Source organism: Psychrobacter sp. 1044, from assembly GCF_904846525.1.
Classification (GTDB): domain Bacteria; phylum Pseudomonadota; class Gammaproteobacteria; order Pseudomonadales; family Moraxellaceae; genus Psychrobacter.
In genome coordinates this window covers 137,635-161,311 of the sequence record NZ_CAJHAZ010000002.1, presented here as the reverse complement: position 1 = coordinate 161,311, position 23,677 = coordinate 137,635, and the positions used below count along the sequence as shown (strand labels likewise).

The following is a 23,677-nucleotide window of genomic DNA, read 5'->3' as shown; positions in this document are numbered from 1 at the left end:
AAAAAAGAGCGTAAAACCTATGAATCAATAGTAGGATTTACGCTCTTTTTTATGGATTGTGTGACAACTAAAACTATTCATCTAATAAATGATTGCTGATTAAATCGACCATATAAGGTTGATAGTATTCAGGAATATCATGCGCCATGCCTTCGATTAAATGAAACTTGGCATTCGGAATGGTCTTGGCAACCACACGACCTTGTGAGGCGGGGAGTAGTCCATCTGCGCTACCATGCAGTACGATAGTCGGTGCTTTGACTTGCTTGCTAAACCGGCTGATAGAGCCTGATGCCAAGATAGCATTGAGCTGTTGTACCGTGCCGAGCGGATGAAAGTTGCGCTGATAACGCAATTTGGCAATTTCACGCACCATACGTACGTTGACATGCCCAGGCGTACCGACTGTCTTCATAAACCACACGCTATGGCGCACGATATCGCGCTCAGAATGACTTTCAGGGCGGTTGATCAGGGTATATAGCTGCTTAGGTTTCGGTGGTTTTAAAAATGCACGGTTGGTCGTGGTAAACATCAACGCCATACGCTGCACTAAACTTGGATAACGTGCCGCTACGATTTGCGCAATCATGCCGCCCATCGAAGCGCCAATCAGATGGGTTTTGCCCAACTGCAATGCTTTAATCAAACGAACAGTATCTTCTGCCATATCCGTTAAATTATAAGCAACTTGCGTACCTTTATTGGACAACCCGGTTTGCAGGCGCATCATCATTTTTAGCTGACTGATACGCGGTAGTCCATCAATCTGCACTTTAGAAGACAGACCAATATCACGATTATCAAAACGAATGACAAAAAACCCGGCATCAATAAGGCGCTTGATAAAATTATCTGGCCAAAATATCATCTGTGAGCCAAGTCCCATAATCATGAGCAGTGGTGGATTATTAGGATTGCCACCTGCCTCAACACACAGCTCAATGCCATCGCCGATATCAATCATTGATTGATACAGATGCTTGCTAAGGTCAGAGTCTCGCCATTGGTGCGCGCCAAACTTTTGCCACTCAGGAGTAGGGTAGCCACCTAAGTCTTGTTGTAGTGTTGCCGATGGTTTGATGTCATTCGATGTTGTCATGAAGTGTCCTAATTAGAGGGTCGTCTATTACAGCTCAAGCATCTCAAAATCAAGCTTGCCCACACCGCACTCTGGGCAGGTCCAATCATCAGGGATGTCATCCCACTTGGTGCCTGGGGCAATCCCTTCTTCGGGACAGCCGAGTGCTTCATCATATATCCAGCCGCAGACGATACATTCATAACGTTTCATAAATAGTCCTATCGAGCATTATCAGTGTTTATAATCCGTGTTACAGGGTGTTTTTAACGTTCATATTTACAATCACAGCCGCTAGATGAGACTGTAAAAGCGCACATAGTTTAGCATATAACCGTGATTTTCGTCGTTAAGTTTACACTTGTATATTGAGATTGATTGGTTTTTATCAAGGGGTTTAGGTCTTCTGTCTGTCAGTAAGCACCTGTACGCTTACGCGCTCAACTGCGATATTTCTATCAATTATGTTATAATAAGCGCCGCTAAATTCACAGTATTAGCCATCATTTATTGTTGATAGATTATTATCTAAATTACATTATCTAAGTCATATAAGCTAAGGGTTACCATGAGCATAAATGCTGCCGCTACATCTAAAAATGTCGAAAATGAGTCGTCTAATAAGCTCAATACGGATCATCCCTTTTGGCAAGTGATTCGCACAGTACCAGACTTCCCGAAAGTCGGCATTGATTTTTATGATATTACGCCGTTACTGCGCAGTCATATTAATGAGGTGATAGATGCATTGCTCGCCGCACTGCCTGAAGGGGTGATGGATGAGGTAGATTGTCTAGGGGCAGTTGAAGCGCGTGGTTTTGTCTTTGCAAGTTTGCTTGCAGGTCGATTGGGCAAAGGGATGATTTTGCTACGTAAACCCGGTAAACTGCCACCGCCCGTTGCCAATAAAGCGTATGCTCTAGAATATGGTAAGGACACGCTTGAGATGCAAAACAATCTACCGCCTGAGCGCGTGCTATTGGTCGATGATATTTTAGCCACAGGCGGCACTTTAACCACCGCTTATGAGTTGTGTAAATCGGCAGATCATACTGTAGTGGGGGCGTTAGTATTGCTAGATTTGGTTGATTTGCATGGCGAATTTCCAGTGCCTGTCTATACGGTCTTAAAGGCTTAAAACTGGCAACGCTTAGTGAATAGCGTGAAATGAAGCAATCAAAAAAGCGCGCTGAATGAGTTTAGCGCGCTTTTTTGATTGCCTGTATTTGCTTTGTCTTAACGTACGTTACTTGTCTTGCTGGTAAGGTAAGTTTTACACGCCTGTTCTATTAGCATGCGACTAATCGTTTTTGGCTTGGTTATCTTAAAATCTTTGGTGGTTAATATGGGTTTTTCTGATTGCCAAGATTCTAATACCTTGTTATTGGCATCATAGTTAACGTAAGCGCGTCTATAGTAACTGGCGTCTTTGCAAGAGATGAGCAATTGCTGATCGCTATGATGAATCGCTTTTTCTTTACCTTCCTTATCTACTTTCGTTTCATCTTTTTGTGCAGGGTATGTTCTGCGGATAGATACGGTGATGTTTTCGACACTTTTTTCGTCTATGATATTGATGTCGGAGCTTTCAATAGAGTCCAAGTCTAAGCTAAAAATTGATCCAGTAGGACTTTCTGATATTTTTGACCAGTTCACTGCATGCGTGCTGACTGCTAGAACACCACCCACTAATAACACTGATAGCCGTTTCATAATCAAGCCTTGCTTCTTGTTGTGAGAAGTGAGCCATGATAGCCAACTTACTATTAGCAGGCAAATTTCTTTTATGACCTGCGACTGAGGTTTGTGAAGTGCTGATCATACTCATCACCGTTTATAACGCTCGACGCTCATATCAATGACGCATCGCTGCTAACATCTGAGCAAGCTCATCACGAGCACCAATAAAGCCATCGATACCTTTTGGTAATAAATCTTGTGTAACCGTGTCTTGCTGATAGGCGCTACTATACTCCTCTCGCGTTAGACTCACGCGTTTCATGTCAGCCACATCTAATGACATGCTAGGTGACAGTTGCTGTATCACCTCAGTATCCATCGCTGCCAGCGCGTCGATAAGGTCAGGCGCGATGGTCAATAGATCACACCCTGCTAGCGCCAATATCTGTTCAGTCGAGCGGAAGCTTGCGCCCATCACTTGCGTATTATAGTTATGCTGCTTGTAGTATTGATAAATGCGCTTTACAGACTGCACGCCCATATCATCAGAAGCGGGCACGTTTTGACGATTTTGTTGGCGTTTTTGCCAGTCTAAAATACGACCAACGAAAGGCGATATCAATGTCACGCCTGCATCCGCACAGGCAATTGCTTGATGCTGTCCAAATAACAACGTTAAATTGCAGTGAATATTTTGGGTTTCAAGATAGCGTGCTGCCTCAATACCTTGCCATGTCGCGGCCATCTTAATTAATACGCGCTCTGAGTTAACCCCTGCTTTTTGGTAAGCTTCCATAAATGCTAGGGCTTTATCAATCGTCGCTTGAGTGTCATAAGACAAACGAGCATCCACTTCGGTAGAGACGCGGCCTTGGATAAGCTCTAAAATATCACAGCCAACCTGAATGGTTAGCGCGTCAATCACTGCATCTATATTGCCATTATGACGACTCATGGTTTCTGACAGCATGCCTTGGTTGTCAGGATGGAGGAGTGCTTTAGTAATGAGGCTTGGATTGGTGGTCGCATCGATAGGTTTTAAGCGCGCAATGGCGGCAAGGTCGCCAGTATCAGCGACAATGGTGGTCATGGTACGAAGCTGTTGTAATGCGCTCATCATATATCCTTTTTGATCAAAAACAGATTGTGTTCAGTTACGTGGCGATTTTCTACTTTATAGTGCTATTTGCTATCAGTTTTAGACTGTAACATAGTTTTGAGTGGATGTTCCTTCATAGTTTTGCCGTACATCGCTGCCATATTGCCTCTGTTTGCCAATATTGACGAATTTACGCGCATTTACACATGGGCACTGTCGATAGTTTTTGTTATAGTAGAGCGGGTCAGCGATCTGGCTGCTACATTTGCATGCTGGTGTGTGACTAACATGCGGCAATAGTAGACGACAACGCTAGCAGTACAGGGTGCTTTTGAGAGGCTGCTTGCTATTTAGTGTGATTCCTATCGAATATCACTGCTAGTATGCTTGACACCCCTGACCGTCATTGAGTGCTGATTCAATAATGAGATGATTGGTTGTCGATAATTAGCAATACTTAATGCCTTCAAAGTTAAAAAGCAGTACCTAATAGTAAAAAAACTCAGTAATAATTTTAGAAAAAGGATAGGCGGTAATGAGTGAGCAGTCATCAGAGCAAAATATGGATAAGCTAAATCAAGCCATCGCAGGGGCTAACGATACTGCAACTGAAAAAGCGTTTTTGGACGATATTCGCCAAAGTATTGATACAGTAGACTGCGAAATCCAGACATTGATTAATAACCGTGCCAAGTTGGCTCAGCAAGTGGCCGCAGTAAAGAAACAACACATTGTCAATAACCCGACTGCCGACAATAGTAATCCTATTTTTTATCGCCCTGAGCGTGAAGCGCAAGTGCTAAAAGCGGTGATGGAACGCAACACAGGTCCGATCGCTGATGACAAAATGGCGCGGTTGTTCCGTGAAATCATGTCGGTCTGCCTTGACTTAGAGGCACCGCAGCGCATTGCTTTCTTGGGACCAGTAGGTACTTTTACTCATGCTGCTGCGCTCAAACATTTCGGTAAAGCCGCTGATACCGTACCAATGACCACCATCACTGATGTATTCCGTGAAGTTGAAGCAGGCACAGCGATGTATGGTGTGGTGCCAGTCGAAAACTCGTCTGAGGGTGTGGTCAACCATACGTTAGATGGCTTTTTGTCTTCTACCTTAAAGATAATTGGAGAAGTTGAGCTGCCGATTCATCAGAATTTCTTGGTCGCTGAGCATACCAAACTTGATGGTTTAAGCCGTATTTACTCGCATCAGCAGTCACTAGCGCAGTGTCGTCATTGGCTCGATGTCAATTATCCTAATGTCGAGCGCGTGGCGGTATCGAGCAACGGCGAAGCGGCCCGCCGCTTGAAAAATGAATGGCATTCAGCGGCAATTGCAGGTGATGTGGCTGCTGCTGAATATGGCTTGCATAAGCTATATTCAAATATCGAAGACAACCCGAGCAATACCACGCGATTCCTTATCATCGGTCATGAAGCGATTGCGCCATCAGGTCAGGATAAAACGTCTATCGTCGTATCAGCACATGACAAAGCGGGCGCATTGATCGAGATTTTGAAGCCTTTGTCTTATCATGGCGTGTCGATGACCAGTATCGAAACCCGTCCTGAGCGTCCGAATAAGTGGGCATACGTATTCTTCATCGACATGAATGGTCATATTGACGAGCCAAACGTCAGCGCTGCTATCGCTGATATCCGTCCATTGGTAAAAGATGTGCGCGTTCTAGGTTCTTATCCAAAAGCAGTGCTATAGTCCCTCTACTGTAAAAGAGTCATGGCGTTTACCTCGCGTAAAGCATCACATAATCATCTGCACTCGGTTGCCTTGGTTCCCCTTGACTCGCTTTGAAATTGAACCAACGATATAACGCCGAATGGGTCACATCACTTGCCAAAATCATATCTAAGGATAAATCATGCCGTCATCTCATTCAGTAGAGTCAAATTTATCACCGCTTGTACCTGCCTATGATAGTATTTTAGAGCTGGTGCCTTATCAAACGGGCAAGCCGATTGAAGAGTTGACGCGTGAGTATGGCGTCTCAGATGTGGTAAAACTTGCCAGTAATGAAAACCCAAGAGGCTGCTCACCGCACGTCACGCTAGCGATTACTGAGCAATTGGGTCAGTTGGCACGTTATCCTGATGGCAACGGTTACTATCTAAAACAAGCACTGGCTGACTTCAATGATGTCAGTGTCGAGCAGATTACTTTGGGCAATGGCTCTGATGATTTGCTTGATATTTTAGCGCGTAGTTTTGCTGGTGCTGACGATGCTATCGTTTACAGTCAATATGCTTTTATCGTTTATCCGATGTTGGCTAAAATACAAGGGGCGACAGGTATAGAAGTGCCTGCCCATCGCTTTGGTCATGATCTAAAAGCGATGAGTCAAGCGGTTCAAGACAACCCCAATACTAAAATAGTCTTTATCGCCAATCCTAATAATCCAACTGGCACGCAGCTTGAACCTCAAGAGTTACGAGCATTTATGGCTAGTATACCAAGCTCGGTATTGGTGGTATTAGATGAGGCGTATATTGAATATAGCCCTGAGAGTAATAATCGGGCGTTGTTAGATGAATTTGATAATGTCGTCATCGTGCGCACTTTTTCCAAAGCTTATGGACTGGCGGGTTTACGTGTCGGTTATGCGCTTAGCTCAGTGGCTGTTGCGGACTTACTCAACCGAATCCGTCAACCATTTAACGTGAGTAGAGTGGCTTTAGCTGCTGCGGCTGCAGCACTTGCTGACTCAGACTTTATTGAAAAAACTCGTCTGATGAATGATGAGCAAATGCGCTGGTTAGAAAAGCAGTTTGACGCGTTAGGGTTGGGTTTCATTAAGTCGCATTCCAACTTTATTATGGTGGAAATAGCCGTTGAGATGGAAGACATCACCGCTGCTTCTATTCATCAAGCATTGCTAGAGCAGGGTGTTATCGTCCGTCCATTAGAGGGCTATGGCTTACCTCATTGGCTGCGTATCACAGTAGGGGTGGCAGAAGAAAATATGCGCCTGATTGATACACTGCGCTCAATCTTGACTGATAATTGATCAGAAGTATGTTAGGTCGTTTTGGATAAGTAAATAATTTATTAATCATTTTTATGACACTAGCGTTGGCTTGTTTTAGTCATTCTGACGCTAGTTTGTTTAACGAGAAAAGCCGTGAGTCGCCAGCAAAAAAATATAAGCAATCAAAACATAAGCAATCAAAACAATAATATGCAGTGTATGAATACTCAGCCGCCGTTATTTAAACAAATTTGTGTGATTGGTCTAGGGCTTATCGGTGCGAGCCTTGCCCAAGCCATTAAAGACAATGGTTTGAGTGAGCGCTTGGTGGCGGTTGATAGACATGTACCAAGCATCGACGAAGCCATTCAGCACGGCTTATTAGACGCTGGTAGTGCTGTCTTAAGTGAAGTAGTGTTTGGTAGTGATTTGATTGTTATCGCCGTACCAGTACAAGCGGTGCAAGCCGTATTTATTGATATCAAAGCAGCGATGGATAATGGACAACTTGCCACTGACTGCATCATTACTGATGTTTGTAGCACCAAGGTCAATATAATTGACGCTGCCAAAGCCGTCTTTGGCTCATTGCCTATAGGTCTTGTTCCAGCGCATCCGATTGCGGGTGCTGAGAATTCAGGATATCATGCCAGACGCGCGACATTGTTTGTTAATCATAGTGTCATTATTTGTGAGCTACCTACTACAAGCAATGTAGCGATTACCAAGCTGCGGCAGTTATGGGAAGCGGTGGGTGCAAACGTTATGTCAATGGATGCGGAACACCACGATCGTATATTGGCGCACACCAGTCATTTGCCACATTTGCTCGCGTTTAATTTGGTTGAGCAATTGGCGAGCCATGATGATAATTTAGATATGTTTCGCTATGCAGCGGGCGGCTTTCGTGACTTTAGCCGCATCGCTGCCAGTGATCCTAAAATGTGGCACGATATATTTTTTGCCAACGAAAGCGCGATTGTTAGCGCCCTTGATGAGTATGGCGTTTACCTACAGACCATGCGCCAGCTTATCATCGATAAAGATTCAACCGCCCTGATGGGACTTTTGGGCCGCGCGCAAGCCGCACGGCGACATTTTGGCCATATGTTAGCCAGCACCCCTTATACGGATACTTCTGCCATGTCAGCTTCTTATAATATTACTCCTAGCAATACTGTATTGGGCACTATTGCCATTCCTGGTGACAAGTCTATCTCGCATCGCAGCATTATGCTGGGCAGCCTTGCGACAGGCGTGACCAATGTCACTGGATTTTTGGAAGGGGAAGATGCGCTTGCCACCTTGCAAGCATTCCGTGATATGGGCGTGACCATTGAAGGGCCAGACAATGGCAAATTGACCATCCATGGCGTGGGTATGAACGGTCTGAAACCGAGTAAAACACCATTGTATATGGGCAACTCAGGTACTAGCATGCGCCTGCTGGCTGGTATTTTAGCGGCGCAATCATTTGACAGCGTGTTGACAGGTGATACCAGCCTGAACAAGCGCCCAATGGAGCGTGTGGCCGCACCTTTACGCGAGATGGGTGCAGTCATTCAAAGTACGGGTCATAGTGGTACGGCACCACTTAGTATCACTGGTCGAGCGACTATCGGTAAGCCATTACAAGGCATCGATTATGAGATGCCTGTGGCTTCTGCGCAGATTAAATCTTGCTTATTGTTGGCTGGACTTTGGGCAGAAGGCACCACAACCGTTACCCAACCGGAAGTCAGTCGAGACCATACCGAGCGTATGCTTTCAGCTTTTGGTTATCCCGTAATGGTTGATGGCAATCGTATCAGTGTAACCGGTGGCGGGCAACTCACAGGTGGTGATATCGCTGTCCCTGCTGATATATCCTCTGCGGCATTTTTTATGGTCGCTGCTGCGATCAGCCAAAATAGCGAGCTTACCTTGACGCAAGTAGGTATTAATCCGACACGCACGGGCATTATCGATATCTTAAAATTAATGCAAGCAGATATCAGCTTAAGTAATGAGACACATGTCGGCGGCGAGCCAGTCGCTGATATCACTATTCGTAGCTCAAGCCTAAAAGGTATTGAAATCCCAGAGCATTTAGTGCCATTAGCGATTGACGAATTTCCAGTATTGTTCATTGCTGCCAGCTGTGCGCAAGGTCGTACGGTGTTGACTGGTGCCAAAGAGCTGCGCGTAAAAGAGTCTGATCGTATTGCAGTCATGGCAGAAGGATTACAAACACTGGGTATTGATTGTACAGTGACGGAAGATGGGCTAATCATCGAAGGTAAAGGCATCGAAGGTAAAGGCATCGAAGGTAAAGGCATTGAAGGCGAAGGCATTGAAGGCGAAGGCATTGAAGGCGAAGGCATTGAAGGCGAAGGCATTGAAGGCGAAGGCATTGAAGGTCAAAATAGCAATGTCAATAATAGCCAGCCTGTCTTTGGTGGCGGTCATATTACCTCGCACCATGATCATCGCATTGCCATGAGTTTTGCAATTGCCAGCTTACGTGCATCCAAGCAAATTACTATTGAAGGTGTTGAAACCGTTAATACCAGTTTCCCAGGATTTGCAGAGCTTGCCAATCACATTGGAATGTCTATTAAAGTTGATAATGCCACGGTTTAATACCACAAACTATATTAACTTGCTGAATAGTATTATTGGCTTTTGCAACACTGAGCTTTAAAGTGCTGACTTGTAAAATGCTGGCTACAGCATTCAATAAAGTCTAAAAAGTTGCTTATCAGCCTTGATGTAAATGTTGTTTTTAAAGTTGTTATCGTTAGCAATGTGTTGATGCCTATATTGGCATGAGCGCATTGCTTTTTAACTTGTATCCTATCTGTAGTGACCCTGCGCTTTTGCCATTGAATTGATATAAAAATTAATATGGGGCAAGAGTGCGCTTTGCTCTAAAAAGTTGTACTGTACTATGACCACCCAAAACGTCATCAAAAAACCAGTTACGCCCATTAAAACAACCAGACGTGGCATCATCACCGCCCTCATTGCCTTTTTTATCTGGGGTGGGTTTCCATTATATTTTAAACAATTGGCCGCCTACGATGCGACCGAAATTATCGGTCACCGTATTATTTGGACGTTTGCTTGCTTGCTTATCGTGTTGGTAGTCACCAAGCGCTGGCAATGGATCGATACCTTAAAGAAAAATCCGAGATGGATCGCGTTCTCATTTATATCGGGTTTGATTATTGCCACCAACTGGCTCACTTATGTATGGGCCGTCAATCACGACCGCATTCTCGAAGCCAGTTTGGGGTATTTTATCGGACCATTGGTGGGCGTTGCGCTATCGATGATTTTATTCAAAGAGCGCTTACGTACGCTGCAATGGGTTGCCATCGGTTTCGCCTTATTATCCGTGGTCATTCAAGTAGTTATGATTGGTAGCTTGCCATGGATATCACTGATTTTAGCCTTTAGTTTTAGTACTTATGGCACCATTCAACGGCAGACGCCTTTGACGGCAGTCGATGCTATGTTTGTCGAAACAACGATGTTGGTGCCGATTTGCTTATGGTGGTTCTGGCAAGCGGATGTGGTCAGCAGTCAATTGAGTTTTTGGTTTAGTCCCAATATTTGGCTACTAATGATCGCAGGGCCGATTACCTTGATACCGCTGTTATTGTTTAATAAATCTACCAAGCTCGTTGCTTATAGCATTTTAAGTTTTATGAATTATTTGACGCCGACCTTTATCTTCTTCTTAGCGGTGTTCTATTATAACGAGCCATTTGATTTACAGCGTCTTGCAGTGTTTGGTCTGATTTGGTTTGGTCTGTTATTATTCAGCATTGACTTATGGCGTCATCGCCCTAGTAAAGCGCTAAAAGCTGCGCGTTTGCGTGAAGAGGCGTTGCAGAAAACCAATTAAAAAACCTGAGTTCAAAATCTAATTAAAATTTAGCAAACAAGGATGAAAGCATGTTTCATACCGAATCTGATATAGTATTCGTTAAAGGCTTAACAGTGGAAGCCGTCATCGGTGTTTACGCGTGGGAGCGCGCAATCACGCAGCCGCTGCTGATTGATATAGCACTTGAAACAGATATCAGCTGTGCGGCTATCTCAGATGATGTCAATGATGCGCTGAATTATAAAGCGGTTTGCGATGATGTGAGCGCGTGGTGCCAAGCGATTAAAGCGCAGTTGCTAGAGCATTTAGCGGGGCAAATTGCTGATAAGTTGCTTGCCAAATATAGCTGTCATAAAATCACTTTAAGCATTGCTAAGCCCACTGCTATAAAGCAAGCCGATGCGGTTGGGGTGCAGATCACGCGTTATGCAACGGTCATTGAAAATAAGCCAGTTGTAAGCAAGGACGATGATGCATAATATGCATAAAAATTTGGCTGATTTGAGTCTTGAAACGCTAAAAAAGCAGACGCCTGAACAGTTGCAAACGCAGTCTGTGACGGCAGTATTATTGGCTTTAGGCAGTAATTATCAAGCTGAGCATTATCTGCCGCTTGTCCGAAAAGATCTAGCGGCGCTAGGGGAAATACAGTTATCTACTGCATTTGAAAATCCTGACTTTACATCGACCGAAGCGCAACCAAAGCCCGATTATACCAATCAGTGCGTTTATTTGCGTTTGGTAGAGCCAATGACACTGAAACAGTTACAGCAGGTTTTTAAAGATCTTGAAGGTGACTGTCATAGACAGCGTCTAACAGAAGCTCAGACGCCAATAAAAAAAGTTACGATGGATATCGATATTCTATTGATAGAAACCTTTATCAATAAAAATAGCCTAAGCAGTAATAAAGACTTTGAAGAATATAATTGGATTGTAATGGCAGATCGTTACCCATTCAAAGCGCATGAAAGAGCAGGGGTAGAGGAGTTGATTAAAGTTCATTTCTTAAAAGGTCACATGAAGCAGCCAAGATGCTATTCTAAATAAGTAGAAGTTATTGAAGACACGCCCTAGTGTTTTTCTTAAAACCTCTCAAAATAAAAGCTGAGCAAAATGCCCAGCCTATATCACATTTAAAAATTTTAACTATTACGCCTACTGTGCGGTCAAACCACCATCAACGACAAACTCTGAACCCGTCGAGTAGCTTGAGTCATCTGACGCTAAGAATAACACCATGCTGCTGACTTCTTCGGGCTGTGCCACACGTCTCATCGGAATAGTTTTGGCAAATGCTTCAACCGCATCTTTGGTATCACCTTGCATAATCATCGGTGTGGCGATGACGCCTGGATGAATAGAGTTCACGCGAATGCCATGAGGGGCACACTCTAATGCTGCCGCTTTGGTCATACCGCGTACCGCAAATTTAGAATCGGTATAGCCGATAGCGCCGCCAACCAAGCCATTAATTGATGAAATATTGATGATAGAACCTTGTTTGGCGGCTTTCATCGTTGGAATGACTGCTTTCATGCCTAAAAAGACCGATACTTGGTTAATCTCTAGAATCTTGCGATAATCTTCTACTGACGTATCTAAAATAGATTTGTGCGTAGTGATACCTGCATTATTGACCAGTACATCAATTCGACCAAATTTTTCCTGTGTTTCTTTAGCGACTTGCGCCCAATCGTCTTCATTAGTGACATCATGCTTAATGAATAAAGCGCTATCGCCAAGCTCTTTTGCTAATGCGTCGCCTTTATCAGCATTGATGTCGGTCAAGACCACTTTAGCGCCTTCTTGCATACACAAACGTGCATGAGTCTCGCCCATGCCTTGAGCGGCACCTGTGATAATAATCACTTTGTCTTGTAAACGAGCCATAAGTTTTCCTATTTTTTTTAGTTATGAATAATGAAAGAGTATAGGACAGAATCGCTAAATACTCCTTAGTGATTATGAAACCAAAAGTCAATACTTGATGTTTTTAAAAGATAGTTTTAAACATAGCTTTGAATAATGCTTTTGGCTGACTTTTTTGAATAATGTAGTGAGGAAATGATGTACAACGACATATTAAATTTCTGTTTTGATGAGGCAGGTAGTGAGAAGTTTTTTGAGAAAGATATAGCGTTTGATCAATTATTAATAGAGCGGTACAGCGATATACTTGAGCAAGCCGCCGCCGTAGAATTTTATACATGGCGAAGCAGCATAAAAGGGTGTTTAGCAGAAATTATTATATTGGATCAATTTTCGCGCAACATTTACCGTGATACGCCAGCGGCTTTTGCCCAAGATACGATGAGTCTCGCGCTCGCGCAAGAGGCGGTGGCTGCCGGTGCATTAGAGGCACTTGAAACGATGGATGAACGTAAGTTTTTATTGATGCCTTATATGCACAGCGAATCAAAACTGATTCATCAGCAAGCAGAGAAGCTATTTAAGCAATATAGCAATGCAGACACTATCGATGCTGAGCTGAAACATAAAGTGATTATCGATCGTTTTGGTCGTTATCCGCATTGTAATGATATTTTGGGACGGGTTTCAAGTAGTGAAGAAATAGAGTTTTTGACGCAGCCTGACTCATCTTTTTTATAAATATTGTCTATTAAATAGCTAGTCAGTAAAGCGTTATTTATCAATTGGTTAAAATAGAAAAAGAGGCTGTTTAGCCTCTTTTCATTCAGTATAGACGACAGCTAGCAGATTACTTCTGCTCAGTGCCTATCTCATCCATATCAGCACGACCAATCACATCGATATCCTCTAAGCATAATTTATCATATTCTTTTTTACAAAAGTCAGGATCGATTTTGCACATCGCTGCTTGTAATTGATCTAAGCGATTTTCTGATTGTTGAATATGCTCTAGCATTTTAGCAAAAGCTTCAGCCACAGGATCTTGTGAGGTTGGATCGATACCATAAGCTTGAAAAGCAGTTTCGCGTACTGAGCGGTTGGTGGCTTTTTCATCTATTGATTTTTTATCTATGCCATTATCTGTAGAAGCAGCTTGCGCTACTTTTTCTTGCTGGTTGGCATCATCGACTTTTTTGACAATTGGATTGCCCTTTTCATCATGATGGTCTGATATCATCCGAGCTGCGCTGCCGACCATAGTCGCACCTGCTGGTACTGCCTTTACTACGACGGCATTTGAGCCAATTTTGGCGCCTTTACCGACAGTAAATGGCCCCAATACTTTAGCACCAGCACCAACGATAACCCCATCTTCTAAAGTAGGGTGGCGCTTGCCATTGTTCCATGACACACCGCCAAGCGTGACCCCGTGATAAAGGGTCACATCATTGCCAATCTCTGCCGTTTCGCCAATGACAATGCCCATACCATGGTCAATAAAAAACCGTCGACCGATTTTGGCAGCAGGGTGTATCTCAATACCTGTGATGATGCGTGAGCCATAAGAAATTACTCGCGCCGCCAGCTTTTGCTCGTTTTGCCACAGATAATGGGCACCGCGATGTAGGACGAGCGCGTGGATGCCAGGATAAGTCAAGATGACTTCCAGACTATTACGCGCAGCAGGATCACGGTTAAATACCGCATCGATATCTTCTTTTAGGTCTTTTTTGATGCGTGAAAGTGATTTGAATAAGGCAGTTGGCAATGACATAAATTGTCCTATCATATTTTTGATTACAATCTATTTAGTTATAGCAGCTTTGCAGCACAAAATATAGCGATGAGCGATAAATAAAAACAGACGACTGACAGATAAAATGCCAGTCATTGACAATTTATCTACAGGCAATTATTTATGATTTAGCTATCACTGACAACATATTTTAGCAGTTCAACAACTTGCTCTGGCGTTTGCGCCCATGCCATTGCCGCCGCATCGACTTCTTTTAGCGGATGGATAATATCTTCAGCATGAAGGGTAATGTACGGCTTGCTTAAAGCCGCGCAGTAGCCGGCATCGAAGGCAGCGTTCCACTGCTTATATTTATCACCAAAACGAATGATAGCAATATCGCATTTTTGAATCATGTTTTTGGTGCGAATCGCATTTACCTTTGATGACTGATGGTCGCGCCAGAAGCCATTGTCATTTTTACCGAGTACGTCACCGGCGGCATCACTGGCTTCATGTTCAGTGACTGCTGAGGTAAAGGTAATGTCTAAACCTTGGTCTTTCGCGCCTTGCATGATTTTTTGTCGCCAGTCGGTGTGTATTTCTCCGGACAAATAAACGTTCCAATTCATCATCAATTCCTTTTTATTATTGAATCCTATCATTTTTAAAATCATAGGATTTGTAAATGCTACGGCTGCTAATGCAATAGCAACTCAACGCCTGAAAATTTGCATATTAAAAGCTTTAGTCTTTTGCAAGTTTGGCAATCAAAGCACTGAGTAGCTGATACTCTTTTTGATCAAGCTGTAGGCGTGAGCCCAGTCGTGACAGCCGCGATGGTAATGACTTCAAGTTTTCGCTATCGGCTAAACCTCGTTGAGCCATCAGTTCAGTGGTGCGATGGGTCAGCTGTTGCAATTGCTGCTGGGTAATGGCGGGTTCATCCCATTGCTGACGTAAATGTACATCGAGCATTGGCTGAGTAGTAGTACTCAAAGCAGTATCTAAACTATCCGCTGTCTGAGTGTGTGATTGCGCGTAAGCAAAAATAAAGCTAGCGATTACTTGCACGGCTGACGCGACATTGAGTACAGGATAAGCAGGGTTGGCATCGATTTGGATATGATAATCGGCATAAGCCAACTCTTCATTGGTCAATCCACGATCTTCACGCCCAAATAGGATAGCGATATTTGGTTTACTAGCAGTAACAGCCGACAGGGTATTAGCGTTGCTATCGTCTTTGCTCGACGCCGACTGTTTATCGATAAAATCAAACATAATCTTAGCAGCTTGCGTGGGTGTCACGACAGGGCGGGGCAAATGCCGACTGCGACTGCTGGCAGCAAATACCAACTGGCAATCCGCAATAGCAGATTCTAAAGTAGGTGCAATCAAGGCTGATGATAGCAGCTCGCTGCCACCTGCTGCATGAGACACACTGGTTTCATCAATTGGTAGCTTAGGATCGACAACCGTCAAACGAGACAAACCCATTGTGTGCATGGCGCGCGCTGCTGAGCCAATATTGGCAGGCAAAGTGGTATTAACCATGACAACTTGCACACAAGACAAATAGTCGCTCACCGTATGATTGACAGTAGATGCTGCTAATATAGGGGTAGAATCATTACTCATTACAACCCCAGTCTTAGATTGATTTCTTGTTCTGCGCGTTGCAATGCGACGGCGATATTTTCAATCAGTGCCGCTTGCTCGCTGATAAGACGCTCGCGGCAGCGCTCTTGTAACTGGCTGCTCAAGTTCGTTAATTGGGTCGTGCCCAAGTTGGCGCTGGCTCCTTTTAGCGCATGAGCAACTTCAAAACCATTGGCATTGTCATTTTCTTGCTGAGCGACTCGCAGCGCACTTATTCGCTGCTGACTATCAGTGATATACACTTGTATCAAATCAGCAAAGTCTTCTTCTAACAAATCACGCATATCTTCAAATTGCTCATGATTAATGATTTCTTCAGCTTGGTGAGCCATATTTTTATTTGGGGTTTCATCCATGGTTTTATGTCCAATTCTAAAAGTTAAAACGGTAAAGGGTTTGTAATAAATACGTCAATGTTCTTCAGGTATTAGGGCGTGTCCTCAATTCAATCAATTACTCTCTAAATGGGCTAAACATGGCTAAATTTTGTTAAACATCGTCAAATAGCTTATCAATATCTCGATATTAACGTCGCTATCTTCCTTGTTTGACGGCAATTTATCTCATTTTCATCACCATTTTTAAAATGAGGATACGCCCTAGCTATAATGGAAATGCAAATTGTCTTCACTAACCATATTCTTTAATTGCTGTAAGTTATCATCGTTGGGGTAGATGCGCCAGTGCTCAGATAGCCCTACGTTAGCGATGCCAAATTTCTCATAAATGCTCAGTCCCAGTGGCAGACAATTATCATTAATGGAGGTGTCAGTATTGCTCAAAGCATTATTGGCATAACTTTGATTAGCACTATTTTGATTCATGTCATTTTCTAGCGCCAATAAATCATTGCCATTTTCATCATATAAACTTCCGCCCATCGCAGCATCGTAGCCACTATTGCCATTAAAGTTGCCACTTTGCTCGTCTTGCTCGTTGTCATGAGACAGTTTTGGTGCCGGAATAATGCTGGCTTGTGCAGACTTGAGTAACGGTTGCAGTCGCGTCAGCAGATTGATGTCGCTGCCATGAATTTTAATACTGATTTTTTTCATCCATCTTAGGCGCGCATCGACCATGCTCATGGCACTATCAAGACGGGCAAATAAACGCCCATCACGCTCACGAATGCTGCCTTTGATGATGACGACTTCATCAATTTTCAACTGTTCTTTGACACGATTGAAACGCTCGGCATAGCAGCTTACTTCCAGCCTTGAAGTGCCGTCATCTAAGATAATGACATTGCGATTACCAAAGTTGGCAATATCAATAATCAATCCGGCGAAATAACAGCTACCGTTATAGCCCGTGTCAGTCAGTTTATCGAGACGAGTGCCTGAGGTATAGCGTTTTAACTCATCCAAGTATTCATTGATTGGATGACCCGTCAAATACAATCCTAACGTGTTCTTTTCTGCTTTTAAACGATGTTTATCACCCCAAATCAGCTCTGGCGTCATAACCAGTGGCGGCGCGGCGACGACACCATCCATTTCACCAAACAAATCCATCATGCCGATTTCACGGTTCTGACGGTCTTGTTCAGCAGCTTGTACGGCACTTGGCAGCTGGCTCATTAATGCGCCGCGAATCTCGTATGCTTCATCGGCTGGTAAATCTGGTCGTAGGGTGGCTGCAAAGTCATCAAAACAACCAGCGTTTATCAGTCCCTCTAAAGTGCGTTTATTAACCTTTTTGATATCAACGCGGCGACAAAAATCATATAGGTCTTTAAACGGTCCTTCACGGCGGCGTGCATCAACGATAGACTCGACCGCGCCTTCACCAACGCCTTTAATCGCACCCAAGCCATAAATGATATTGGTTGGGGTATCGGCAACGAAATGCCATTCACTGCGATTTACCGATGGATTAACCACGGTCAAATCAAAGTTTTCACGGCAATCATTGATAAAGAACACCACGTTGTCAGTGTTGTTCATATCTGATGTGAGTACAGCTGCCATAAACTCAGCAGGATAGTATTGCTTTAGATACGCGGTCTGATAAGCGAGTACACCATAAGCAGCCGAATGCGAGCGGTTAAAGCCGTAACCGGCAAACTTCTCCATCAAATCAAACACACCGCCTGACGTTGCTTCATCAATACCTTGCTCTGTTGCACCAGTAATAAAGATATCGCGCTGCTTAGCCATTTCTTCAGGTTTCTTTTTACCCATGGCACGGCGAAGCATATCTGCGCCGCCCAAGCTGTAGCCTGCCATGACCTGCGAGATTTGCATGACCTGTTCTTGATAGACAATAACGCCATTGGTATTTTCTAAAATCGGCTCAAGATTGGGATGATCATAAATGACTTCCTCACGACCATGTTTGCGGTCGATATACATCTCTACCATGCCAGCGTCCAGCGGGCCTGGGCGATAAAGCGCACACATGGCGATCACATCTTCGATATTGGTCGGTTGTAATTTCGCCAGATACTTTTTCATGCCCATACTTTCTAGCTGAAAAACGGCAGTGGTCTTGGCATCTTGCAAGAGCTTGTAGGCTTTTTTATCATCTAATGGTAGGTCTTCTAACACCAACGCATCTTTGCCTTCTTTTGCACGGCGCAGGTTGATATTTCTAACAGCGGCATCAATCACGGTCAAGTTACGTAGACCCAAAAAGTCAAATTTTACTAGCCCAACGGCTTCAACGTCATCTTTATCAAATTGGCTGACACGGTGACCTTCATCATCACAATAAATCGCGCTAAAATCTGTGATTCTGTGCGGCGCAATCAATACGCCACCAGCATGTTTACCCACGTTCCGGCAAATACCTTCGAGCTTAATTGCCATCTCCCACACTTCAGTGGCATCTTCATAATCCATATTGTCAGGATTGGAGATTAAGTCTTTGAGCTGCGGCTCTTGCTCAAGCGCTTGACTGAGGGTGATACCCGGTGTTTTGGGAATAAGTTTCGACATTTTGCTGGCAAGGAAATAGGATTTACTTTGTGCACGTGCGACGTCACGCACCACCGCTTTTGCTGCCATCGTACCAAAGGTAATGATTTGCGAGACTGCTTCACGACCATAGGTTTGTGCTACATAATCAATAACGCGGTCGCGACCTTCGATACAGAAGTCAATATCGAAATCGGGCATGGACACACGCTCGGGATTCAAAAAGCGCTCAAATAATAAGTCGTAATGAATAGGGTCGAGGTCGGTAATATTGAGCGAATAAGCAACGAGTGAGCCTGCACCAGAACCACGACCAGGACCGACTGGTACGCCATTGGCTTTTGCCCAACGGATAAAGTCCATGACGATGAGGAAGTAACCAGGAAAGCCCATTGAAAGAATAACCTTTAGTTCATACTCTAAGCGGTCATCATATCTTTGGCGAAACTCGCTCCAATTATCGCTACGTTTCTCGATTGGGAATAGTTTATCTAGTCGATTATTCAGACCCCGTATTGATTCTGCACGGAAAAACGATTCAATCGTCTCACCTTCGGGCACAGGAAAGTCAGGTAATACGTTGATACCAAGCGTCAACGTCACATTACAACGGCTTGCTAAGCGCAAAGTATTGTTGATAACCTGCGGAATATCAGCAAATAACTGCTGCATTTGCGCTTGGGTTTTAAGATATTGTGCATCGGAATAAGTTTGCGGGCGATTTTGGTCGGCAAGTACGTAAGAGCCAGCGATACAAACCCGCGCTTCGTGAGCATCGAAATCATCCTGCTCTAAGAAACGTACGTCATTATGAGCAATGATAGGAATATGATGCTTAGCACCAGAGTGAATAGCCGCTTTAATAAAGGCGTCTTCACCTGAGCGATTGGTACGCTTAATCGCAAAATATAAACGGTCAGCAAATTGCGCCTGCCATTCTATTAGCAGCTCATCGGCTTTTTCTGGCATCGAGCCAACCAGTGCCTGACCGACATCTGATTTTTCAGTAAATAAGACAATCACGCCTGCCGCATGCGCTAAAATATGACTGCGCTTAACGACTGGCACACCATGATTGGCATCGTCGGCGCGCCCTTCGGTAAAGCCAAGCGATACGATACGAGTGATGTTTTGATAGCCCTCGTTGTCCATCGCGAGTAGGGTGAGCCGTGTGTCTTCATTTTCCATGATGACTTCACTGCCGATAATGGGCTTGATACCCGCACCTAGGCAGGCACGATAAAACTTCACCGTGGCATACAGATTGGACAAATCGGTCAATGCCAGCGCGCGCTGATGGTCAGCCGCCGCAGCTTTCACTAGCGGCTTAATACGCACGATAGAATCAGTGATTGAATATTCGCTGTGGATGCCAAGGTGTACAAATGCCATAGGAGACTCTTACTAGTACGATCAAAAGCAATAAGCTATCGATAAAATAAAGGATGTTTATCCGTCATTTATATTGATGTTCAAAGGTAAATAAGACCTCGATAGCCATGTTGATACGTTTTAAATGGGGTCGTCAATAATAGCATTATTTGCCGTAGACAGCCACTGATTCAAAGCTATTAGGCTAAGTAATCAGGTTGGAAGTATTCATCAGATATGTGCTATTTCAATTTCACTAAAAGACCTCAGCGATCTTATTTCAGTGTAATAGACAAGATATAGGCAAGATTTTTTGCTAGGGAAAGCATTATTTTTCTATCAAAAAACCGCTGACATTCTTAACGATGAAAGCGGTTATTTATGAAATGTTTAGAAAGAGATATTAATCTGTTTAGAGGTGAATACTTTTTAGAAACTTGGATTATAATCCAAACCATTTACCTTCAACCCAGACTGGATTATCGGCGTTACCCTCTCTATTCATCCATTTATCACCTTGCCAATAACCGATTAGGGAGTCGCCTTCTTTGCATTGTTTTGCATAATATATTGAAGTTTCATAGTCATAGCATTTTTTGGTATCTTTGTCGGGTGGGCAAAAGCCATCCTGCATATCACAATTGGGTGCTTGCCCAGGTAGATAGGCTCTACCTTCTTTACAGACATAGTCTACCGTGCCATGAGGTAGGTTGTTGTAATCCCAAAAGTAATCGCCGTCAGAACCCAAAGGACTGTTTGTTACACAGTCTAATGCCCAGCCACCTTTACTATTCAAAATGTATTTATCAGGTTTTGAGTTGTTAATCCCTGCTATATTATCTATACAGCCTGTTAATAGTACTGCGGTGAGTCCGCTGGCGATGAGGTATGATTTTTTCATGATAATTTCCTTATCCATGATAGAAGGTACGTTCTTAACTAGCTATCGGCTGGTACACGAGGTACACCATTTCTGCAGTCAAATCTTTTAGTACCCACAGGCAAGTCATATTTTTTCCAATAGCGACGCAGCTGCGGCGTGGTCAGCTCGTTTCCTTGACAGTCCTTTGGTAATAAGGGTGTGCTCCCGTCACAGATAAAATACAGTGTGCCTTTAGGCAAGTTGTTGTCTTCCCAGTATCCTTTTGCCGATCTTTCGGGCAGTGGCGAAAAAAGCAGTCTGTCTGTTGCTGGATTGATCTCTGTGGTACATCTTCCTACTGCATTGCCAGAGTCAGTTTCTAAATAGTCTTGTTCATACATAAACCGCGCACCCAAATCGATACAGGCAGTGAGGCCTAATATACTGGTCAATATTAGTGTGAGTTTGATTGTCTGCATAATACCCTCTAGTTTATGATTAATACCCAACCACCGCCGCATCGACGATACGCGGATCAGACGAGCCGTAGATACCATTTGGCGTAATCATAATCGACTGAGTCGAGCCCATGGCAGATTTTGGACTGACCGTATGACCCATTGACTCAAGCTTTTTAACCGTATCAATATTCAGTGCTTTTTCGACCCGAATCTCATCAGGCAGCCATTGGTCATGGATACGCGGTGCGTGAGTGGCCTCAGCGATATTCATATCATGATCGATGACATTCGAGATTATTTGGGTGACAGTGGTAATGATGCGGCTACCACCAGGGCTACCCGTGACGATATATGGTTTACTATCTTTAAAGACCAGTGTCGGACTCATAGAAGATAATGGGCGTTTATTGGCTTCAACGGCATTTGCTTCACCGCCCAATAATCCATAACCATTTGGCACACCCGGTTTGGCAGAAAAATCGTCCATCTCATTATTGAGCAATATCCCCGTACCTTCAGCGACAAGACCTGTGCCATAAGAAAAGTTTAGCGTATAAGTATTGGCTATGGCATTGCCATTTTTATCTACAATGGAGAAATGCGTGGTCTGATCGCTTTCATAGGGTAGAGGGTTGTTGGCTTTGATGGTAGACGCTGGTGTGGCTTTGTCTAGATTGATTAAGGTGCGCAGTTTATCCGCATAAGCCTGAGAAGCTAAACCGCTAGCAGGCACATCGATAAAGTCAGAATCACCTAAATACTCTGAGCGATCCGCATAAGCGAGCTGCATCGCTTCGGCCATTAAATGAATGGTTTGCGCACTGTTTTGACCGTAGTCTTTTAGCGGATAACCTTCCAAAATGTTTAAGATTTGCACAATATGAATACCACCAGAAGACGGCGGTGGCATCGAGACAATCTCATAACCACGATAATCGCCTTTGACGGGCACGCGAGCGATGGCTTCATAGTTGACTAAATCTTGTAAGCTCATGCTACCACCAGCCTCATTGACCGCTTTGACCAACTTACTTGCGGTTTCTCCTTTATAGAATCCATCCGCCCCTTTTGCGGCAATGAGCTTAAGCGATTTTGCCAATTCAGGCTGTTTTAAACGCTCACCGGGTTGATAGGCGCTGCCATCAGGTTTAAAAAATATCTTTTTCGTGCTTGGCCATTTTTGCATGCGATCGCTTAATGCTGTGAGTGACTCAGACAGACCTGCTGTGACTTCTATACCGTCCTCAGCCAGTGCAATCGCTGGTGCCATCACTTGTCCGCGGCTCATGGTGCCATGATCTTCTAATGCTTTAAGTAATCCTGCGACCGTTCCCGGTACACCAACTGCTAGACCGTGATAACGAGACAAGTCGCTGACCGCATTGCCATCCTCATCGAGATACATATCACGCGAGGCGCTACTCGGTGCTTTTTCACGGTAATCGAGTGCCACCGTTTTGCCTTGCTTGGCATCATAAATCATCATAAATCCACCACCGCCAATGTTACCTGCGCGCGGCAAAGTTACTGCTAAGGCAAAGCCAACGGCGACGCCAGCATCAACCGCATTACCACCGTCTTTTAAAATCTTGAGTCCAATATCAGAGGCGAGGGCTTCTTGGGTGGCGACCATACCGTTCTTTGCCCAAACAGGGTGGTGAATCGCATCTTCAGAATAGATGGCTTGATCGGTCTTGGCATTGTTAATCGTGGAAGTGAGGGCATTGATTTTGGCTCTTGTCACACGCTGAGTTTCAGATATTACAGTAGGATTATCAGCCATAATCGCGAGATTGATGGCGCTAGTGTTAATCGATGTTGGGTTGATAGTAGTTGATTGATTGGTTGTCGGCTCAAGCGCGTGAGCAGACAGTGATACTAAAAATGTGCTACTGATTAACAAAATAGCCGCTTTAATATTTGCTCTACCTTGAGGATTATTGTCAGCAGTGCGTATGTTGTTTTTTGATATAGAGGTTGGCATTGTAAAGTCCTTTTTACTTGGGCGAGAAAGCAGTAGTGAGAAAGTTATTTTGTATAAAAAAATCTAAGTATTTTCTTAATAAATAGGTTCT

The 23,677-nt window shown here is 44.0% G+C and carries 21 protein-coding genes; 8 read left to right on the top strand and 13 right to left on the bottom strand.

Annotation, left to right across the window (positions count from 1 at the left end):
* Positions 1–73: 73 nt before the first annotated feature.
* Both JMX82_RS02160 and JMX82_RS02155 read right to left on the bottom strand, forming a co-directional pair.
* Positions 74–1,102: an alpha/beta fold hydrolase gene (locus JMX82_RS02160; protein ID WP_201539193.1), complete on the bottom strand. Its 1,029-nt coding sequence runs from the start codon at positions 1,100–1,102 to the stop codon at positions 74–76.
* A 27-nt stretch (positions 1,103–1,129) separates the two neighbouring features.
* Positions 1,130–1,294, bottom strand: coding sequence for a rubredoxin (locus JMX82_RS02155; protein WP_011280463.1), 165 nt, complete (start codon positions 1,292–1,294; stop codon positions 1,130–1,132).
* A gap of 355 nt (positions 1,295–1,649) precedes the next feature.
* On the opposite strand from JMX82_RS02155, the gene JMX82_RS02150 reads away from it, so the two are divergent.
* On the top strand, positions 1,650–2,219 hold the full coding sequence (locus tag JMX82_RS02150; protein WP_055124107.1) for an adenine phosphoribosyltransferase: 570 nt from the start codon (positions 1,650–1,652) through the stop codon (positions 2,217–2,219).
* 98 nt (positions 2,220–2,317) lie between these two features.
* On the opposite strand, the gene JMX82_RS02145 is transcribed toward JMX82_RS02150, so the two are convergent.
* Both JMX82_RS02145 and JMX82_RS02140 read right to left on the bottom strand, forming a co-directional pair.
* Positions 2,318–2,794 (bottom strand): hypothetical protein, encoded by a 477-nt coding sequence (locus tag JMX82_RS02145; RefSeq protein ID WP_055124106.1) that lies wholly within the window; start codon positions 2,792–2,794, stop codon positions 2,318–2,320.
* Between the two features lie 142 nt (positions 2,795–2,936).
* The gene (locus JMX82_RS02140) at positions 2,937–3,878 is read right to left on the bottom strand and encodes a transaldolase (RefSeq protein WP_055124105.1); all 942 of its coding nucleotides are present in this window, start codon (positions 3,876–3,878) and stop codon (positions 2,937–2,939) included.
* A gap of 517 nt (positions 3,879–4,395) precedes the next feature.
* Between JMX82_RS02140 and pheA the strand changes: the two genes are divergently transcribed.
* The 6 genes from pheA to JMX82_RS02110 all read left to right on the top strand — a co-directional run bounded on the left by pheA (position 4,396) and on the right by JMX82_RS02110 (position 11,768).
* Complete coding sequence (gene pheA, locus JMX82_RS02135; RefSeq protein WP_045455471.1) at positions 4,396–5,577, top strand: prephenate dehydratase; 1,182 nt, start codon at positions 4,396–4,398, stop codon at positions 5,575–5,577.
* 163 nt (positions 5,578–5,740) lie between these two features.
* A complete protein-coding gene (gene hisC / locus JMX82_RS02130; protein ID WP_201539189.1) occupies positions 5,741–6,883 on the top strand; it encodes a histidinol-phosphate transaminase in 1,143 nt (380 codons plus the stop codon).
* 171 nt (positions 6,884–7,054) lie between these two features.
* The gene (locus JMX82_RS02125; RefSeq protein WP_413786752.1) at positions 7,055–9,466 is read left to right on the top strand and encodes a bifunctional prephenate dehydrogenase/3-phosphoshikimate 1-carboxyvinyltransferase; all 2,412 of its coding nucleotides are present in this window, start codon (positions 7,055–7,057) and stop codon (positions 9,464–9,466) included.
* A 307-nt stretch (positions 9,467–9,773) separates the two neighbouring features.
* Complete coding sequence (gene rarD, locus JMX82_RS02120) at positions 9,774–10,736, top strand: EamA family transporter RarD (protein WP_055124102.1); 963 nt, start codon at positions 9,774–9,776, stop codon at positions 10,734–10,736.
* Positions 10,737–10,786: 50 nt separating this feature from the next.
* Positions 10,787–11,197: a dihydroneopterin aldolase gene (gene folB, locus JMX82_RS02115; RefSeq protein WP_201539187.1), complete on the top strand. Its 411-nt coding sequence runs from the start codon at positions 10,787–10,789 to the stop codon at positions 11,195–11,197.
* Positions 11,190–11,768 (top strand): 2-amino-4-hydroxy-6-hydroxymethyldihydropteridine diphosphokinase, encoded by a 579-nt coding sequence (locus JMX82_RS02110; protein ID WP_227676259.1) that lies wholly within the window; start codon positions 11,190–11,192, stop codon positions 11,766–11,768. The genes folB and JMX82_RS02110 overlap by 8 nt, the downstream gene beginning before the upstream one ends.
* 108 nt (positions 11,769–11,876) lie before the next feature.
* On the opposite strand, the gene JMX82_RS02105 is transcribed toward JMX82_RS02110, so the two are convergent.
* Positions 11,877–12,611 (bottom strand): glucose 1-dehydrogenase, encoded by a 735-nt coding sequence (locus tag JMX82_RS02105; RefSeq protein WP_201539186.1) that lies wholly within the window; start codon positions 12,609–12,611, stop codon positions 11,877–11,879.
* A 174-nt stretch (positions 12,612–12,785) separates the two neighbouring features.
* On the opposite strand from JMX82_RS02105, the gene JMX82_RS02100 reads away from it, so the two are divergent.
* On the top strand, positions 12,786–13,331 hold the full coding sequence (locus JMX82_RS02100) for a DUF924 family protein (protein WP_201539185.1): 546 nt from the start codon (positions 12,786–12,788) through the stop codon (positions 13,329–13,331).
* A 109-nt stretch (positions 13,332–13,440) separates the two neighbouring features.
* Here the strand turns inward: JMX82_RS02100 and cysE are convergent, their stop codons facing one another.
* The 8 genes from cysE to ggt form a co-directional block, all read right to left on the bottom strand.
* On the bottom strand, positions 13,441–14,367 hold the full coding sequence (gene cysE / locus JMX82_RS02095; RefSeq protein ID WP_201539184.1) for a serine O-acetyltransferase: 927 nt from the start codon (positions 14,365–14,367) through the stop codon (positions 13,441–13,443).
* 149 nt (positions 14,368–14,516) lie between these two features.
* Positions 14,517–14,960, bottom strand: a complete 444-nt coding sequence (locus JMX82_RS02090) for a YtoQ family protein (protein ID WP_201539183.1) — start codon at positions 14,958–14,960, stop codon at positions 14,517–14,519.
* A 115-nt stretch (positions 14,961–15,075) separates the two neighbouring features.
* On the bottom strand, positions 15,076–15,969 hold the full coding sequence (locus JMX82_RS02085; protein WP_201539182.1) for an RNA methyltransferase: 894 nt from the start codon (positions 15,967–15,969) through the stop codon (positions 15,076–15,078).
* Positions 15,969–16,346, bottom strand: a complete 378-nt coding sequence (locus tag JMX82_RS02080; RefSeq protein WP_109592692.1) for an Hpt domain-containing protein — start codon at positions 16,344–16,346, stop codon at positions 15,969–15,971. The genes JMX82_RS02085 and JMX82_RS02080 overlap by 1 nt, the downstream gene beginning before the upstream one ends.
* A gap of 243 nt (positions 16,347–16,589) precedes the next feature.
* Entirely contained in the window at positions 16,590–20,300 is a 3,711-nt protein-coding gene (gene dnaE, locus JMX82_RS02075; RefSeq protein WP_201539181.1) for a DNA polymerase III subunit alpha, read from the bottom strand.
* Positions 20,301–20,721: 421 nt separating this feature from the next.
* On the bottom strand, positions 20,722–21,180 hold the full coding sequence (locus tag JMX82_RS02070; RefSeq protein ID WP_201539358.1) for a hypothetical protein: 459 nt from the start codon (positions 21,178–21,180) through the stop codon (positions 20,722–20,724).
* A gap of 38 nt (positions 21,181–21,218) precedes the next feature.
* Positions 21,219–21,620, bottom strand: coding sequence for a hypothetical protein (locus tag JMX82_RS02065; protein ID WP_201539179.1), 402 nt, complete (start codon positions 21,618–21,620; stop codon positions 21,219–21,221).
* 19 nt (positions 21,621–21,639) lie between these two features.
* On the bottom strand, positions 21,640–23,586 hold the full coding sequence (ggt, locus tag JMX82_RS02060) for a gamma-glutamyltransferase (RefSeq protein ID WP_227676258.1): 1,947 nt from the start codon (positions 23,584–23,586) through the stop codon (positions 21,640–21,642).
* Positions 23,587–23,677 lie beyond the last annotated feature (91 nt).

Coding starts and splice junctions, on each gene's coding strand:
- JMX82_RS02110 (WP_227676259.1), top strand. CDS start 11,190: ATGCATAATATGCATAAAAATTTGGCTGATTTGAGTCTTGAAACGCTA.
- JMX82_RS02140 (WP_055124105.1), bottom strand. CDS start 3,878: ATGAGCGCATTACAACAGCTTCGTACCATGACCACCATTGTCGCTGAT.
- ggt (WP_227676258.1), bottom strand. CDS start 23,586: ATGCCAACCTCTATATCAAAAAACAACATACGCACTGCTGACAATAAT.
- JMX82_RS02085 (WP_201539182.1), bottom strand. CDS start 15,969: ATGAGTAATGATTCTACCCCTATATTAGCAGCATCTACTGTCAATCAT.
- cysE (WP_201539184.1), bottom strand. CDS start 14,367: ATGTCATTGCCAACTGCCTTATTCAAATCACTTTCACGCATCAAAAAA.
- JMX82_RS02145 (WP_055124106.1), bottom strand. CDS start 2,794: ATGAAACGGCTATCAGTGTTATTAGTGGGTGGTGTTCTAGCAGTCAGC.
- folB (WP_201539187.1), top strand. CDS start 10,787: ATGTTTCATACCGAATCTGATATAGTATTCGTTAAAGGCTTAACAGTG.
- JMX82_RS02090 (WP_201539183.1), bottom strand. CDS start 14,960: ATGAATTGGAACGTTTATTTGTCCGGAGAAATACACACCGACTGGCGA.
- JMX82_RS02160 (WP_201539193.1), bottom strand. CDS start 1,102: ATGACAACATCGAATGACATCAAACCATCGGCAACACTACAACAAGAC.
- dnaE (WP_201539181.1), bottom strand. CDS start 20,300: ATGGCATTTGTACACCTTGGCATCCACAGCGAATATTCAATCACTGAT.
- pheA (WP_045455471.1), top strand. CDS start 4,396: ATGAGTGAGCAGTCATCAGAGCAAAATATGGATAAGCTAAATCAAGCC.
- hisC (WP_201539189.1), top strand. CDS start 5,741: ATGCCGTCATCTCATTCAGTAGAGTCAAATTTATCACCGCTTGTACCT.
- JMX82_RS02065 (WP_201539179.1), bottom strand. CDS start 21,620: ATGCAGACAATCAAACTCACACTAATATTGACCAGTATATTAGGCCTC.
- JMX82_RS02080 (WP_109592692.1), bottom strand. CDS start 16,346: ATGGATGAAACCCCAAATAAAAATATGGCTCACCAAGCTGAAGAAATC.
- JMX82_RS02155 (WP_011280463.1), bottom strand. CDS start 1,294: ATGAAACGTTATGAATGTATCGTCTGCGGCTGGATATATGATGAAGCA.
- JMX82_RS02105 (WP_201539186.1), bottom strand. CDS start 12,611: ATGGCTCGTTTACAAGACAAAGTGATTATTATCACAGGTGCCGCTCAA.
- JMX82_RS02125 (WP_413786752.1), top strand. CDS start 7,055: ATGCAGTGTATGAATACTCAGCCGCCGTTATTTAAACAAATTTGTGTG.
- JMX82_RS02150 (WP_055124107.1), top strand. CDS start 1,650: ATGAGCATAAATGCTGCCGCTACATCTAAAAATGTCGAAAATGAGTCG.
- JMX82_RS02070 (WP_201539358.1), bottom strand. CDS start 21,180: ATGAAAAAATCATACCTCATCGCCAGCGGACTCACCGCAGTACTATTA.
- rarD (WP_055124102.1), top strand. CDS start 9,774: ATGACCACCCAAAACGTCATCAAAAAACCAGTTACGCCCATTAAAACA.
- JMX82_RS02100 (WP_201539185.1), top strand. CDS start 12,786: ATGATGTACAACGACATATTAAATTTCTGTTTTGATGAGGCAGGTAGT.